Source organism: Halostagnicola alkaliphila (assembly GCF_055379965.1).
Genome location: NZ_AP043824.1, coordinates 106,330 through 121,102, shown reverse-complemented (window position 1 = coordinate 121,102; position 14,773 = coordinate 106,330). Strand labels below are relative to the sequence as shown.

The window sequence follows — 14,773 nt, the reverse complement described above, 5'->3', positions numbered from 1 at the left end:
CCGGAGTTGTCGATAATGTGGATAAACCGAAGAAAAGTATATACGTGTGAAATTTAATCTCAGTTTGTAAGATGGATGGTAACACTATGCAGCCAGATGGTGACGCTACGCGCTCTTCTTCGTCCGGAGACGACCAACTGATCGAATACGGGATCGAAGACAAACCCAAGCTGGCCGAGGCGATTCCGCTCGGGTTGCAACATCTGCTGGCAATGTTCCTCTCGACGGTCGCATTGCCGCTTGTGATCGCGGGCGCTATCGGGCTCAACGACGCCGAAACTGCGTTTATCGTGCAGATGGCGTTGCTGGTTGCCGGCCTCGCGACGATCGTTCAGGTGTACTCGATCGGACCCGTCGGCGCACGGTTGCCGATCGTGATGGGCACGAGCGCGATTTTCGTCGCTCCGCTGATCAACATCGGCGCGACGTACGGCGTTGCCGCGATCTTCGGCGCGGTGATCGTCGCCGCACCGGTCGAACTCGCGATCGGTTACTTCTACGAGGATCTTCGTCGACTGTTCCCGCCGCTCGTGACGGGAATCGTCGTCATGCTCGTCGGCCTCACGCTCATTCCGGTCGCCATGGACTACTCCGCCGGCGGGGCGGGGTCCGAAAACTTCGGCGCGCTGTACAACCTCGGACTCGCCGGACTCGTCTTCGTCCTCGCGATCGGACTGAACCAATACCTCGAGGGCTTTCTCTCGATCTCGAGCATCCTGATCGCAGTCGTCGTCGGCTACCTCGTCGCGTACCCGCTCGGCTTGCTCGATCTCTCGGGGGTTGCCGACGCCGCGTGGGTCGAAGTGCCGATGCCCCTGGAGTTCGGCCTCGAGTTCCACCCGAGCGCCATCCTGATCGCCGCCTTCGCCTACGTTATTGCCTCGATCGAGACGATAGGCGACATCGAAGGAACGACCGGAACGGTGGGTCGAAGAGCGACTTCGGACGAAATGAGCGGCGGTCTTCTCGCGGACGGCGTCATGAGCATGTTCGCCGGCGTGTTCAACGCCTTTCCCAACACGTCGTTCTCCCAGAACGTGGGGCTCATCGGATTTACCGGCGTCGCGAGTCGATTCGTCGTCGGAATCTGCGGCATCTTTCTCGTGGTCCTCGGCCTCATCCCGAAAGTCTCGGCCGTCGCCGCGGCGATGCCAGATCCCGTACTCGGCGGTGCCGCCATCGTCCTGTTCGGGATGATCTTCTCCATCGGCCTCCGTATCATCGCAAATCGCGTCGAACTTAATCGCCGAAACTTGACGATCATCGCCGCCTCCGTCGTCCTCGGCGTCGGCGTGGAAATCACCCCCGAAATGTTAGAGCAACTGCCGCAGGACGTGGAGGTGCTGGTCGGCTCCGGTCTGCTCGTCGGCGGCGTCGCGGCGCTCGTTCTCAACCTGGTTCTGCCGGGCGACGGTGGACTAGAGAAAGAATCGGCCCAAACGGTGAGCGACGACTGAACGGATAGTGAGTGATAAGGAGTTTTTCTCGACGAATTACGGCTCGAGAACGACCATCCCGTGGCTTTCGCCGTTCCTGATGCGTTCGTGTGCATCCGGAACCTCCTCGAGGCCGATACGGTCGGTGACGACCGGCTCTATCCTGTCTGCGGCGAATAGCTCCCCCGCTCGGACGATCTCGTCTTTCGTCGCGTATCGCGATCCAACGAGCGATCCTTCCTTGACGACGAACTCTTTCAACAGCGGTGCGAACGAGCGGTCGTGGTGGGTCGTCAGCGTGACGACCTGCCCGCCCATTCCGAGCGCGTTCCAGGCGTCACCGAGCGTGTCGACGTCGCCGACCGTATCGACGACGACCGTCGGTCCGCGGTCGGTCGCCGCCGCCTCGCGAAGCCGCTCGTCGAGTCGGCCTCCGCGAGCGTCGATCGGCACAACTGCTCCGCCGGTCACGCGGTCGACGTGCTCGAGTCGCTCGTCGTCGATATCGGTTGCAAGCACTCGAGCGCCCCGACAGGCCGCGAGCTGTGAGAGGTGGATACCGACCCGCCCCGCGGCCCCGATGACGACGACTGTGTCGGTGTCGTCGATCTCCGTTCGTCGGCAGATGTGAAGCGGGGTCGCGAGCCCGTCTGCGGCGATTGCCCCTTCGGCGAAACTCGCCCCGTCGGGCAGTGGGAGTACGTTCGTCGCGGGTGCGACCGCTTTCTCGGCGTAGGCTCCGTCGCAGTTCACGCCGTACCAGCCGCCGAAGTCGAGACACTGGTTCGTCTCGCCGCGGCGACACGCCTCGCAGGTGCCACACGAGAGGTAAAAGTACGCGAGGACTCGATCGCCCGGCGTGACGCCCTCGACATCCTCGCCGACGGCGTCGACGATCCCGGCGAACTCGTGACCCGGAATCCGCGGCGTGAGTTTGGTGTCGTCCGAGAGCCCGCCCTGAATCGCGTTTTCGATCGTTCGGGTGACGCCACACGCGCGAACGTCGATCCGCACTTCTCCCTGGCTGGGTTCGGGTTCGGGGACCGTTTCGACCGAGAGCGATCCGCCCCACTCCTCGAGAACGCAAGCGTTCATGGTCATACGTACCGTGTTCGCGGGAGACTAATAGCGTTATCCCCGACGGATACGCTCTCGCAATCTTCTCCTTCTCGCGATCCTAAATGTCGGAGAAGATATAATACCGATGCCGTCCATCAGATTGGTATGCCTAACCATATCTTGGTTCCGGTCGACGGTTCGACACGATCCGACGACGCGCTCGAGTACGCGATCGATGTGTTTCCGGACGCGGAGATCACGGCGTTTCACGTAATTTCGGCGGGGCAGGGTGATATCGGTGCGTTATCCGGAATGACGGGGAACGTTCCCGGTGACGAGGCCGCACTTGAACATTCCGAGGAGATCCTCGAGGCTGCCCGCGAGCGCGGCGAGGAACGCGGCGTCGAGGTCGACACCGAACGCGGACGGGGCCGCCCCGATCAGTTGATCGTCAAACGGGCCGAGGACGGCGAGTACGACCTGATCGTCATCGGCAGTCACGGCCGCGATGGCGTGGCCCGGATCCTCCTCGGAAGCGTCGCGGAGAACGTGACGCGCCGGTCTCCGGTTCCGGTGACGGTCGTCAGATAGTCCGTTGTAACGTTCAGAAGAGCCCGGAAACGCGTTCTGCGGTCAGACTTGATCTGCGTTCTCGGGAATCTGGTGAGACGGAAGCAGGCCGGTTTGCTCGAGGGCGTAGTAGCCGACAATGTGGACGACTGCCGCCGCGATCATCCCGTTGAGTGCCGCCATTCCGGGAATCGGAGCCGTCACCGCGACGCCAGGAATCACCGATCCGGCGGTCAGCACCGCGACGAGACAGCCTACGATGTAGGCGATTACGCTCGTCCATCGGACGCTCGTAAATCGAACGTCGCCCATTCGCGGAATCGGGCCGCGCCAGCACAGCAGGAAATCGGCGATGATGATCGCACCGAGCGGTGGGATGTACTGTCCCAGCAGCTCGAGCCACGGCAGGAGCAGGTTGTCGGCTCCCGCCAGCGCGAGTCCGATCCCGATCAGACAGCCCGCGATGACGAACGGTCGCTTGCGGTCGAACTCGAAGGCTTCGGCACCGGCGACGCTGAACGCGTAGGCCGCGTTGTCGTTGGTCGTCCAGATGTTCAGGATCAGCGCGATCAGGCCGACCGTCGCCAGTCCCTGTGCGACCAGCACTTCGTACAGGTCGCCCTGAGGAGTGACATCGTAGACGGCACCGCCGACCGCCCCGCTGAGAAAGAGAAAGCTGTTCCCCACGAGGAAGGCGATCAACCCGGCCCAGAACGCGACTCGAGAGTTGATCGCAAAGCGCGCCCAGTTCGGGGCCTGCGTGCCGGCGCTGATGAACGTGCCGACCACGATCGTCACCGCCAGTCCGAACGACATCTCGCCGCCGCCGGTCTGGGCCATCAGTCCGTCGATACCGCCGGCGTCACCGATCGCGAGGTATATCGAGAGGACGCCGACGAGGATCAGAAACGGAACGGCCACGTAGGATAGTTTCTCCATCCCTTCGTACCCGAAGTACGCGGTCATCATGTGTAAGAGTCCCCAAATGAGGATGAGTGCGCTGAGCATCGCCGCGCTCTCGAGACCGAGGTACGTCGCGGTTGGAACCGCGACCATCGGGATGGTCACGCCGAACCAGCCCACCTGCGTCCCGCCAAGCAGGAGGTCGGCCCATTTCGCGCCGACGCGACCGAAGGAGTATCGGGCCAGCAAGACCGTCGTGAGCCCCGCCTTCGCGGATATTCCACAAAGAAGGGCGACGTACCCGCCGAGGATAATGTGGCCGACGACCATCGCGGACAACATTTCCTGGAACCCCATCGCCGCACTCACTTCTGCACCCGCCCACATCGTTCCCGCGAAGAAGACGAGTCCGAGTAATACCGCAGAGAGGCTAACGAGCCCCTTTCGTTCGTCCTTCGGGACGTGATCGAGCGGATAGTCGGGATCGGGAAGGTTCTCGTCGCCGAATACGATGCGTCGCCAGTCGAAGCCACCGTCGCGTGTTGCCATTGAGCATGACAGGTCACCCGACCGTAATTAATCTTTCCGACAAACGATCAACGTATCGGTGTAGAAGTTTGGCTCTGGGCACAATAACCGATTCTATTTGGCTGATCCACGTACCCAAGAGACTATTATCGCGCCGGGGTACGTTCGGACCGTATGACTACGTGGCTTATCACCGATGCAACGACGCTCGAGGGATCCTCGGTCGATATTGCGATAGCGGACGGCACCGTCTCCCGGCTCGAGGACGCCGGCTCGATCGATCCGTCCGTCGCTCCCGAGGATCGACGATACGACGCGGCCGGCCGGCTCGTGACGCCGACGCTGACCGAGCCTCACATCCACCTCGACGCGACGCTCACCGCGGGCGAGCCGAGCTGGAACGAGTCCGGAACCCTCGCCGAGGGGATCGGTATCTGGGCCGATCGGAAGGAATCGCTTGAGGCCGACGACGTGAAAGAACGGGCCGAACAGGCCATCGAGTGGATGGCGGCCAACGGCGTTACCCGCGTTCGGACACACGCGGATACCACCGAGGAGTCCCTTACCGGCGTTCGTGCCCTGCTCGAACTCCGCGAAGAAGTCGCGGATCTGGTTGACCTCCAGGTCGTCGCGTTTCCACAGGACGGCATCTTTACGGACGAATCTCACGAGGACTTGCTTAGGGAGTCCCTCGAGATGGGTGCCGACCTCGTCGGCGGCATTCCGCACAACGAACACACGCGGGAGGACGGTGTCGCGTCGGTCGAACTCGCGATGGATCTCGCCGAGCGCTACGACCGACCGGTCGACATGCACATCGACGAGACGGACGATCCCGGGTCGCGGTTCACCGAGGTGCTCGCGAGCGAGTCGATCAAGCGCGGTATCGGCGATCGGGTGACGGCAAGTCACACGACGGCGATGCACTCCTACTCCAACGCGTACGCGGCGAAGGTGATCTCGCTCCTCGCCGAGAGCGGGGCCAGTGTGATCACCAACCCGCCGGACAACGCGGTGTTGCAGGGACGGTACGACGACTACCCGCGACGGCGCGGTCACACTCGGATCGACGAACTGCGCGAGGCCGACGTGACCGTCGGGATCGGGCACGACTCCGTGATGGATCCGTGGTATCACTACGGGCGCGGCGATCAGTTAGACGCCGCGTTCGTCCTCCTCCACTACGCCCATATGAGCGGCCGAAGCGATGTGGGGCCGCTCTGGGAGATGCTCACGACGGCGAACGCCGATGTTTTCGGCGTCGAGGATTACGGCCTCTCCGTCGGTGCACCGGGTTCGCTCGTCGTCTACGACGCACCGGATCCGTTCAACACGCTTCGAACGCGAGCCCCGCGCACGCTGGTTCTCAAGGAGGGTTGCGAAATCGCACGAACCGAACCCTCGAGCACGCACGTCGTCCGCGAGGGTGACGACGGCGACGAAACCGAGCGGTCCGTCGATTTCCATCGCTAAAGACGGAACCCCTCACCCCGTCGCAACACCCGAATTGCCGTTTCTAACTCCCGTTCTCGGCGCTCCTCTCCTCGCGTTACCGCCGAACTGCCGATTCGAACGTGTTCTCGGCGACGACCGCCCCGTCGTGGACGACCCACCGCGGCGCTCGACCTGCCCGGATGGCGTCGTGACGGCTCTCGATCCCGCTCGGGAACATGTTGAACGTCGCCGGCTCGTCGACGCCGATCCCGCGAGCACGCTCGAGGACCGACGCTGCGTTCGTCGTCACGAATCCCCACGCGAGCCGTCGCTCTTCCGAGGTCGTTAGCTGCGCCGCGTGGGCGGTCAGCAGGGCCGTCTCGAGCATGCTCGCCCGGCCGTAAGGGTAGAAGCCGTCGAGCAAGCAGTCCTGTCCGGCGGCGACGGTAACGCCAGCGTCGACCAGTTCGTCCACCCGAGTGATCCCGCGACGCTTCGGATGCGTATCGTGTCGTCCCTGCAGGAGAAGGTTCGTCGGCGGATTCGTAATCACCGACAGTCCGGCGTCGGCGACGAGTTCGATCACTCGCGCCGCGTGGGCGTCGTCGTAGGCCGCCAGCGCACAGGTGTGGCCTGCCGTCACCGGTCGATCGAACCCCCGGTCGATCACCTCGGCCGCGAGGTATTCGAGCGAGCGGGCCGACGGATCGTCGGTCTCGTCGACGTGCATGTCGACGCCAACGTCGTATCGCTCGGCCAAGTCGAGACAGATATCGACGTGCTCGCGTCGGTGGACCTCCGTTCGTTCGTTGTCCGGCATGCCGCCGATCAGATCGGCACCGCTCTCGAGCGCTCGTTCGAGCTTCTCGGCGGTTCCGTCGTCCTGCAGGATTCCCTCCTGCGGAAACGCGACGATTTCCACGTCGGCGATTTCGTCACAGGCCTCGCGGGCGGCGACGACTCCCTCGAGCGGGGTTAGTCCGCCGATCGTATCGACGTCGACGTGCGTCCGGATGCGCGTACAACCGTTCCGTACGTGTGATTCTATCGCCCGAACGGCGCGCTCGCGGACGTCCTCGAGCGTGTAGTCCGCCTTCCGGTCGTGGATGCTTTCGATCGCCTCGGCGAGCGTCCCCGACTCGTTCGGCGGCAGATCGGGCTCGGTGTAGGCTTTGTCGAGGTGGACGTGCGGATCGACGAATCCGCTCGCGACGAGCGCGCCCTCGGCGTCGAGAACGGTCGTCTCATCGCCCTCCGGGAAAGGGGTTGGGTCGTCGGTATCGCCGTGGATTCCGTCGATCCGCCCGTTCGAGACGGTGATCGTCGTTGGTTCTCGACGCTCGGGCAGTATCGCGTTCCTGACGAGGAGATCGGGTGTTTTCCTCTCGGAAGTCATACTCTCCCGTTCGCGTCCGAAACAAAAAGTGTTGAGTCGGTCAGCTATTCGAACGCGACGCAGCGACAGACGCTCGATTCGCCGCCGCGGAACCGCCACGGGAAGGTACCGATCTGTACGCGCTCGTTCAGTAGCTCTTCGGGAACCTGCGCGTTTTCGACGTGGATGATGCCTTCGGGGAACAGCTCGTTGTGCATCAGCTGGTAGCCTTCGGGCGGGAAAACCTCGTCAAGGTCGTCGACGCCGAGAGCGTCGGCGGCCTCTTTCGCGAGTTCCGGCCGAATCTCTCGAACGATCGTGTTCATCGGGTGGTCCGCGCTCCCGCAGTCGAGGATGAGATAGTTGATGTTCATCTCTTTACACCAGTCCGCGAACTCCTGGTTCGGGCCGGGGTGTTTACAGAAGAACCGGTCGGGATCCGCTTCGTCCTTGTGCCAGGCGTGTTTCTGATAGCCCGTGTGGATGAACAGAATGTCGCCCTCTCGGACGTCACAGACGTCCTCGATCATTTCGCTGGTGTAGACATCGTAGTCGCCGACCTTATCGGAGATGTCCGCGACGACGGCGTCGCCGACGAGCTCGTCCAGTCCCACCTGTTCGATATCTCGGCCGCTCGCGACGAAGTGTTTCTCGCCGTCCAGGTGAGTTCCGGTGTGGTTCATGAACTCGATCTTCTGTCCGTTCACTTTCTCGGTGTCGAGGCTCTTCTCGTACCACACCTTGGGGTTGTCGTACGTCGGCCACGCCGGCGTATCTTGTGACCACGGCTGTGTCAGGTCGTGCATCTCGTAGTCGTCGAGCATGACATGAACGTATCCGTCCCCGCCACTTAAACTTACGTAAACGGGATATCCGTCCACTCGAGCGAAAATCCTTCTCGTCGACGCTTCCGATGTATTGGTTTCAGCCCGTTAGACTCGATTTCTGGACAAATGTGGGCATGCCAACACCCAACAACACTTATTAGTACCGTTGGGATAATGATACGGTATCCGTGTGATCGACAGATGACTATACGAACCACCGCCCAGTACGGACTCGAATCCACCCACCAGCCGCCCGTCGGCCGGCGACTACGCGGTCGCTACGACTCGAGCAATCGCTCCCGATCCGGGTGCGATGGCCGGGGACGGCACCGTGATCGATTCGAGGGGCTATGAAACCAGCACCGTTTACACACCACCGCCCGGAGACGATCGAAGAGGCACTCGAACTCCTCCGCGACCTCGAGGACGCGGAACTGATGGCGGGCAATCAGTCGCTGGGGATCGTGATGGCGAATCGCCTTGCGACGCCGGATCATCTCGTCGATCTCAACGGTGTCGACGACCTCGCGTACATCGAGGAGCGAGACGACGAGGTCCGGATCGGGGCAATGACGACCCACCGAACCCTCGAGCGGTCGGACAGGCTCGCCGACGCGCTTCCGATGCTTCCCGACGCTGCCGGACAGATCGCGGGCCCCTCCGTTCGCAATCAGGGCACGGTCGGCGGTAGTCTCGGCGAAGCCGACCCAGCGGGGAACTACCCTGCGGCGTTGCTCGCGCTCGATGGCTCCGTGACCCTCCACTCACTCGAGGGCACTCGCACGATTCCCGTGAGCGAGTTCTTTATCGCGTACATGTTTACCGATCTCCGGGAGGATGAACTCATCGAGAGCGTCTCAGTGCCGACGGAACCGTTCCCTGCCGACCGAACCGGCATGGCGTTCGTCGAACTCAAGCGGGCCGCCCAGACCTTCCCGACGGTTAGCGCGGCGACAGCTCTTCGAGTCGACGACCCGAGCGCCGACGATCCCGTTATCGAAACGGCACGCCTCGCCCTCGCGAACGCGGCGGACGTGCCGTTGCGGGTTCAGGATGCCGAGTCGGTCCTCGAGGGCGAGCCGTTGTCCGAAGACGGCCTCGAGGAAGTTGCCGAAATCGTCACGGGCGCGGTCACTCCCGAGGGCGAGATGCACGCGGACCGAGAGTACAAAGAGGAAGTGGCCGGCCAGTACGCCAAACGGTCGTTCGAGAGCGCGTACGACGATGCGCTAGAGTGATCGCGTTCGTCGCCGAGAGCGATCATCCCGTGCAGGCAGCAACGGACCACCCCGTATAGACAAGCAACCAACCACGATACCACCCGTACAAATCACACATGTTAGAATTCACTGGCGAAAACGAGATGGAACAGTCGAGAGAGCAATTGTGGCCGTACTTTACCGACCCCGACGTGCTCGCGGAGTGCGCCCCGGGCTGTAAGGAGATGATCCTCGAGTCCCCACACGAGATCACCGCGGTACTCGCGGTCGGCGTCGGAAGCGTCAAGCCGGAGTTCGAGGTCGACGCGGTCGTGACCAACATCGAGTACCCGGGGGTACTCGAGTTGACGGCGGTCGGTCAGGCCCCGCGAAACGAGTTCGAGATGACGGCGACGATGGAGCTGATCGAACAGGACGACGGCGGAACGATCGTCGACTGGGAGGCAAAGGCGGACGTTTCCGGAACGATCGTCAGTCTGGGAAGCCGAGCGTTAAAGAGCGTGACCAACCGGCTGGTCAAAAAGTACTTTTCGGACATGCAGACGGTCATCGAGGAGGGCGAGGGAGCCGAATCGAAACTCGAGGAGGCGCCGGACGAGGCGGACGCGGACCTCGACGTGGAACTCGAATCGACGTAATCAGTCACACCCTGACCCGACGTAGTGGGTCGCAGTCTGTTTTGACGCGTTCGCGTGTTTCGATGTTCTCCTCGACTTCCCGCACCCAGTAGCTCGTGTGCGGTTCTCTCGATCAGCGCTTGCGCTCGCTCGTCAAATCAACTCATTGTCAACGTTTCGGCGCAAAACGGTCGAATACGATACGACAGCAGAAAATCGAGAGGACGAGCGACTACTCGAGGTCCCGAACGTTCTCTCGGATGTGATCCGGCGCGACGGGGATCTGATCCGCGGGCTCGTCGATGCCGAGCGGCTCGAGGGCCGCGTTGATCGAGGTGGCGATACTCGCGGGGGCGTCGATCATGCCGCCTTCGCCGACGCCTTTCGCACCGGTTTCGGTGTAGGGCGAGGGCGTCTCGGTGTGTTCCATCTGGATCTCCGGCACGTTCTCGATCGACGGAAGCAGGTAATCGAACAGCGTGATCGCTTGGGGCTGTCCGTCGTCCTCGTAGCCGAACTCCTCCATGAGCGACGCGCCGATCCCCTGGGCGATGCCGCCGTGGGCCTGGCCCTCGACGATCATCGGGTTCAACATCGTTCCGCAGTCTCGCACCGTGTGGAACGTGAGGATGTCGACCTCGCCCGTTTCGATGTCGACCTCGACGATGGGCGCGTTCGCCCCGAAGGCGGCCGTCGGGTAGACCGGGAACTTCCGCGAGAACGCCTCGTCGAACTCCTCGAACTCCGTCGCGGGGTGCTCGTAGTTGTAGCTGACTTCCGCGAGACGCCGTTCGCCGTCGGCGTCGATCGCCGACAGCTCTTCTAACGAGAGCGAGTCGCCGGTGTCGATTCGCTCGAGCGTGCCGTCGCGATAGCTGACGTCTTCCTCGGAGACGTCCCAGTGGTCGGTTGCGACCGCTTTCGCGTTCGCGATGAAGCGCTCCGCCAGGCCGACGGTCGCGCCCGAGAGCATTACGGCCATCCGCGAGGCCGCGCTTCCGTACTCGGTGGGCGCGTCGACGCTATCGAGATAGTCGACCTCGATGTCGCTCGGGAGGATCTCGAGTTCGTCGGCGAGCAGTTGGGAGACCAATGTCTGGTGGCCCTGTCCGGAGGAATCCGTCGCGAGGGACGCCGTGACCGTGCCGTCGTCCTCGAGGGTCGCCCGGAGGTGCTCGGGCAGTTCGTCGACGTCGTCGCGGTCTCGGTCCTCGAGCGCGTCGCGGTCGCTTCGCTGGCGGTCGGTCCAGTCCGAGCCGCTGACGCCGGGCTCGATGATGACGCTCGGTTGCACGCCGCGGTACTTGCCCTCCTCGCGCTTGGCCTCGACGACCTCGGGATCGAGCAGACCGCCGTCGCGTTCGTCCTCGATGATCTCCTGGATCCGATCGAGGGTCGCGGGGTAGTCGCCCGAATCGTAGATGTTCTTCGAGGGGAGGGTGTAGGGCATCTGCTCGGGCTGGATCATGTTCCGCCGGCGGAACTCCGTCGGATCCATCCCGATTTCGCGGGCGGCCTTGTCGACGACCATCTCCAGCGCGTAGATGTGCGGGTCGACGCCGAACCCGCGGTAGGCCGTCTGGGACGTTTTGTTCGTGAGGACGAGATCGTACTCGTAGGAGACGTCGTCGATATCGTAGGAGTTGGTGAGAACCGACAGCGGTTTGAGCACCTGATTGACGGGATAACGCGGAAACGCGCCGAAGTCGTCCACGAACCACACTTCGAGCCCGCGGATGGTTCCGTCGTCGTCGACGCCCATGCGCATCTCGTACTCCCGATCCGAACAGTGCATGTCTCCGCCCTGCAGGTTCTCGATTCGGTCCTCTTCGAACTTTACTGGGCGCTCGAGCTGGTGGCTCGCCATCGCGGCCAGACAGCAGTAACGGTGAATGCCGATTTTGGTTCCGTAACTCCCGCCGACATCCGCCGGAACGTTGACCCGAACGTCGTCTTCGCCGTAGCCCAGCGTCTCGTAGATCATGTGATCGACGAGCGTGTGCAACTGGATGTTGCAGTCGATATCGAACGAATCACCGTCCTCGTCGTACTGGGCGACGACGCCCGCGGTCTCGAGTGGCACACCGGATATCCGGCCCCACGAATAGTCGCCTTCGACGACGGTGTCGGCGTCGTCGAACGCATCCGACGGGTTGCCGAACTCGATTCGCTCGTGGTCGACGACGTTCGTTTCGGCGTGTTCGTGGACCACCACGTCGTCCTCTCGAGCGGCCATCCCGTCAGCGACCGCCTCGATGGAGTTGTACTCGACGTCGACGAGGTCCGCGACGTCTTCGGCCGCGTATCGGTTCGAGGCGACGATAGCGACGACGGGCTCGCCGACGAAGCGGGCCTTATCAGTGGCGAGCGACCACTCGAACAGCTCGGCAACGCCGTCTTCGGTCTCGACGCTTTCGATGCCCGTCGGCATCGGGTTGTACTCCGCTTGCAGGTCCGATCCGGTCAAGGCGAGCTCGCAGTCGGGGTGGGCTTCGGCCTCGCTGGTATCGATCGATTCGATCTCCGCGTGGGCGTGCATGCTCCGGACGAGCGCCATGTGCAGGCAGTTCTCCGGCGTAATGTCGTGAATGAACTCGGCTTTCCCCGTCAGGATTCGGTGATCCTCGACCCGCGGGAGCCCCTGGCCCGTGAACGATTCCGATTCGGCGTCGGCGTCGTCGCCGACCTCGGTAGGTTGTGATCTGGACATTGTTACTCCTCCATCTTCTCCGCCGCGTGCTCGACCGCTTCGTAGATGTTCTGGTAGCCGGTACACCGGCAGATGTTGTCTGCCAGTCCGGTCTCGATTTCCTCTCGAGTCGGATCGGGATTCTCCTCGAGCAGTTCCTTCGTCGCCATCACGAACCCACTCGTACAGAACCCACACTGGAGCGCGTGCGTCTCGTGGAATGCTTCCTGAATCGGATGGAGCGATCCGTCTTCGTCGAGCCCTTCGACGGTTTCGATTTCAGCCCCGTCGGCCTGAACAGCGTACGAGAGGCAACTCTTGACGGTTCGTCCGTCCTGCTGGACCGTACACGCCCCACAGACGCCGTGCTCGCAGCCGACGCGGACGCCGTTGAGATCGCATTCGTACCGCAAAAAGTCGGAAAGCTTGAGCCGCGGCTCGACTGCTGCGGTTACCGGTTCACCGTTGACGGTCACCGTGATCTCTTCGGTCACGGGTCCGTCCGTTCCATCTGTGCTATCGGTGCTCATAGAGATAGATAAACTATCCCGTGACCGAAACATAAGCGTTGCGTTGCCGGTGGGCGAATCCCCCACCGGTCGGCGACTTGATCGATCGGTCAGGCGTTCGGAGCAGTCACTGCGATCGGGTACACTCAAGTAGGATGAGCTACGTGTAGACGTATGGTCGACGCAACCGCAGACCTTCGAGTGACGAATGCACGAGTCGTCACTCCGAACGGAACGATCAGCGGCGGAGTTGTAGCGAACGACGGTATCATCGTCGGTGTCGGCGACGAGTCGAACCTTCCCGAAGCGGATCGAGAGATCGACGCCGAAGGGAACTACCTGATTCCCGGATTCATCGATCCCCACGTTCACTGGGGGCTCTCGCGGTACGAATTCGACTACCACGAGGGACTCGAGCACGACTTCGAGACGGAAACGCGCGGCGCGATTCACGGCGGCGTGACCACTGTCGTCAATTTCCTTCTCCAGAAGGAGCCGTACACGCCGGACATGGACTTCTTCAAGCGCGCCGGCGAGGAGAACTCCTACATCGACTTCGGTTATCACGCCATCGTCCATCAGGACCACCACGTCGACGAAATCGAGGCGCTTGCCGACGCCGGAATCCGCTCGTACAAGGTCTTTTTCAACTGGTACAAACACGCCTCGCCCGAGCTCGGCATCGACCACTCCGACGCCGGTCGAACGTATCGCGTGCTCGATCGCGTGTCGGACATCCCCGGCGGCGTCGTGATGTTCCACGCCGAAAACGAGGATCTCGCGATCGAACGTCGCAAAGAACTCCAGGAAGAGGGTCGCAACGACCTCGAGGCGTGGTCCGAAGCCTCGCCGAACGTGGCCGAGGCGATGCAGATCGAACAGATCGGACGGCTTACGGAGTACACTGACTCGCGCGCTTACATCGTCCACATGAGCACCGGCGAAGGCGTCGACGTCTGCGAGCGCTTCCAGGACAAGGGCGTGAACCTCCACGCGGAAACGCTCCCGGCGTTCCTCAGCCACACCTACGAGCAGGACGACCTCGGTATCTGGGGGAAGATTTCTCCGCCGCTTCGGGGCGAGGAGAGCAAGAAACGCCTCTGGGAGGGAATTCGAACCGGCGTCGTCGACTACGTCGGAACCGACCACTGCCCGCACAAGATCGAGTTCAAGGAGAAGGACACGGGCAAACACGGCGACATCTGGGACGCGATCCCCGGCGACAACAACGGGATCGAGTACTTCCTCCCGGTTATGATGAGCGAGGGTGTCAACAAGAACCGCCTCAGCATGGAACGACTCGTCGAGGTCTGTTCGACCAACAACGCCAAACGCTGGGGGCTCTACCCCCGAAAAGGAGCCATCGCAGAGGGCTCGGACGCCGATATGGTTATCGTCGACTTAGAGAAGAGCACGGTCGTCGACGACGACTTCTACCACACGATGGAGCCTCGCTACTCGACCTACCACGGTGAGGAACTCACCGGCTTGCCGACCCACACGATCGTCGACGGCGAGGTCGTCGTCGAAGACGGAGAACTACTCGCCGAACCTGGCGGACGCGAGTACCTCCCGCGTGGACCGGAAGGAGTCGCACTCGAGTAAG

Annotated in this window: 12 protein-coding genes; 6 read left to right on the top strand and 6 right to left on the bottom strand. The window is 62.6% G+C overall.

The features are described from left to right. Window positions 1-86: 86 nt before the first annotated feature. The gene (locus ACZ5C7_RS00515) at window positions 87-1,457 is read left to right on the top strand and encodes a uracil-xanthine permease family protein (RefSeq protein WP_464374771.1); all 1,371 of its coding nucleotides are present in this window, start codon (window positions 87-89) and stop codon (window positions 1,455-1,457) included. 36 nt (window positions 1,458-1,493) lie between these two features. Here ACZ5C7_RS00515 and ACZ5C7_RS00510 read toward each other — a convergent pair whose 3' ends face one another. After that, on the bottom strand, window positions 1,494-2,537 hold the full coding sequence (locus tag ACZ5C7_RS00510; protein WP_464374443.1) for an alcohol dehydrogenase catalytic domain-containing protein: 1,044 nt from the start codon (window positions 2,535-2,537) through the stop codon (window positions 1,494-1,496). Between the two features lie 123 nt (window positions 2,538-2,660). Here ACZ5C7_RS00510 and ACZ5C7_RS00505 point away from each other — a divergent pair, with 123 nt between their 5' ends. Beyond that, the gene (locus ACZ5C7_RS00505; RefSeq protein WP_464374442.1) at window positions 2,661-3,086 is read left to right on the top strand and encodes a universal stress protein; all 426 of its coding nucleotides are present in this window, start codon (window positions 2,661-2,663) and stop codon (window positions 3,084-3,086) included. A gap of 42 nt (window positions 3,087-3,128) precedes the next feature. On the opposite strand, the gene codB is transcribed toward ACZ5C7_RS00505, so the two are convergent. Then, window positions 3,129-4,517, bottom strand: a complete 1,389-nt coding sequence (gene codB / locus ACZ5C7_RS00500; protein WP_464374441.1) for a cytosine permease — start codon at window positions 4,515-4,517, stop codon at window positions 3,129-3,131. A 153-nt stretch (window positions 4,518-4,670) separates the two neighbouring features. Between codB and ACZ5C7_RS00495 the strand changes: the two genes are divergently transcribed. After that, window positions 4,671-5,969, top strand: a complete 1,299-nt coding sequence (locus ACZ5C7_RS00495; protein ID WP_464374440.1) for a cytosine deaminase — start codon at window positions 4,671-4,673, stop codon at window positions 5,967-5,969. A 76-nt stretch (window positions 5,970-6,045) separates the two neighbouring features. Here ACZ5C7_RS00495 and ACZ5C7_RS00490 read toward each other — a convergent pair whose 3' ends face one another. Both ACZ5C7_RS00490 and ACZ5C7_RS00485 read right to left on the bottom strand, forming a co-directional pair. Further along, on the bottom strand, window positions 6,046-7,326 hold the full coding sequence (locus ACZ5C7_RS00490) for an amidohydrolase family protein (protein WP_464374439.1): 1,281 nt from the start codon (window positions 7,324-7,326) through the stop codon (window positions 6,046-6,048). A 44-nt stretch (window positions 7,327-7,370) separates the two neighbouring features. Beyond that, window positions 7,371-8,129 carry a cyclase family protein gene (locus ACZ5C7_RS00485; protein WP_464374438.1) on the bottom strand — a complete coding sequence of 253 codons (759 nt, stop codon included), beginning with the start codon at window positions 8,127-8,129 and terminating at the stop codon, window positions 7,371-7,373. 353 nt (window positions 8,130-8,482) lie between these two features. On the opposite strand from ACZ5C7_RS00485, the gene ACZ5C7_RS00480 reads away from it, so the two are divergent. Both ACZ5C7_RS00480 and ACZ5C7_RS00475 read left to right on the top strand, forming a co-directional pair. Then, entirely contained in the window at window positions 8,483-9,370 is an 888-nt protein-coding gene (locus tag ACZ5C7_RS00480; RefSeq protein ID WP_464374437.1) for an FAD binding domain-containing protein, read from the top strand. 125 nt (window positions 9,371-9,495) lie between these two features. Then, on the top strand, window positions 9,496-9,990 hold the full coding sequence (locus tag ACZ5C7_RS00475; RefSeq protein ID WP_464374436.1) for a CoxG family protein: 495 nt from the start codon (window positions 9,496-9,498) through the stop codon (window positions 9,988-9,990). A 211-nt stretch (window positions 9,991-10,201) separates the two neighbouring features. Here the strand turns inward: ACZ5C7_RS00475 and ACZ5C7_RS00470 are convergent, their stop codons facing one another. Then, the gene (locus tag ACZ5C7_RS00470; protein WP_464374435.1) at window positions 10,202-12,679 is read right to left on the bottom strand and encodes a xanthine dehydrogenase family protein molybdopterin-binding subunit; all 2,478 of its coding nucleotides are present in this window, start codon (window positions 12,677-12,679) and stop codon (window positions 10,202-10,204) included. Between the two features lie 2 nt (window positions 12,680-12,681). After that, window positions 12,682-13,188, bottom strand: coding sequence for a (2Fe-2S)-binding protein (locus ACZ5C7_RS00465; protein ID WP_464374434.1), 507 nt, complete (start codon window positions 13,186-13,188; stop codon window positions 12,682-12,684). Between the two features lie 153 nt (window positions 13,189-13,341). Here ACZ5C7_RS00465 and ACZ5C7_RS00460 point away from each other — a divergent pair, with 153 nt between their 5' ends. Next, complete coding sequence (locus ACZ5C7_RS00460; RefSeq protein WP_464374433.1) at window positions 13,342-14,772, top strand: dihydroorotase; 1,431 nt, start codon at window positions 13,342-13,344, stop codon at window positions 14,770-14,772. Window position 14,773 lies beyond the last annotated feature (1 nt).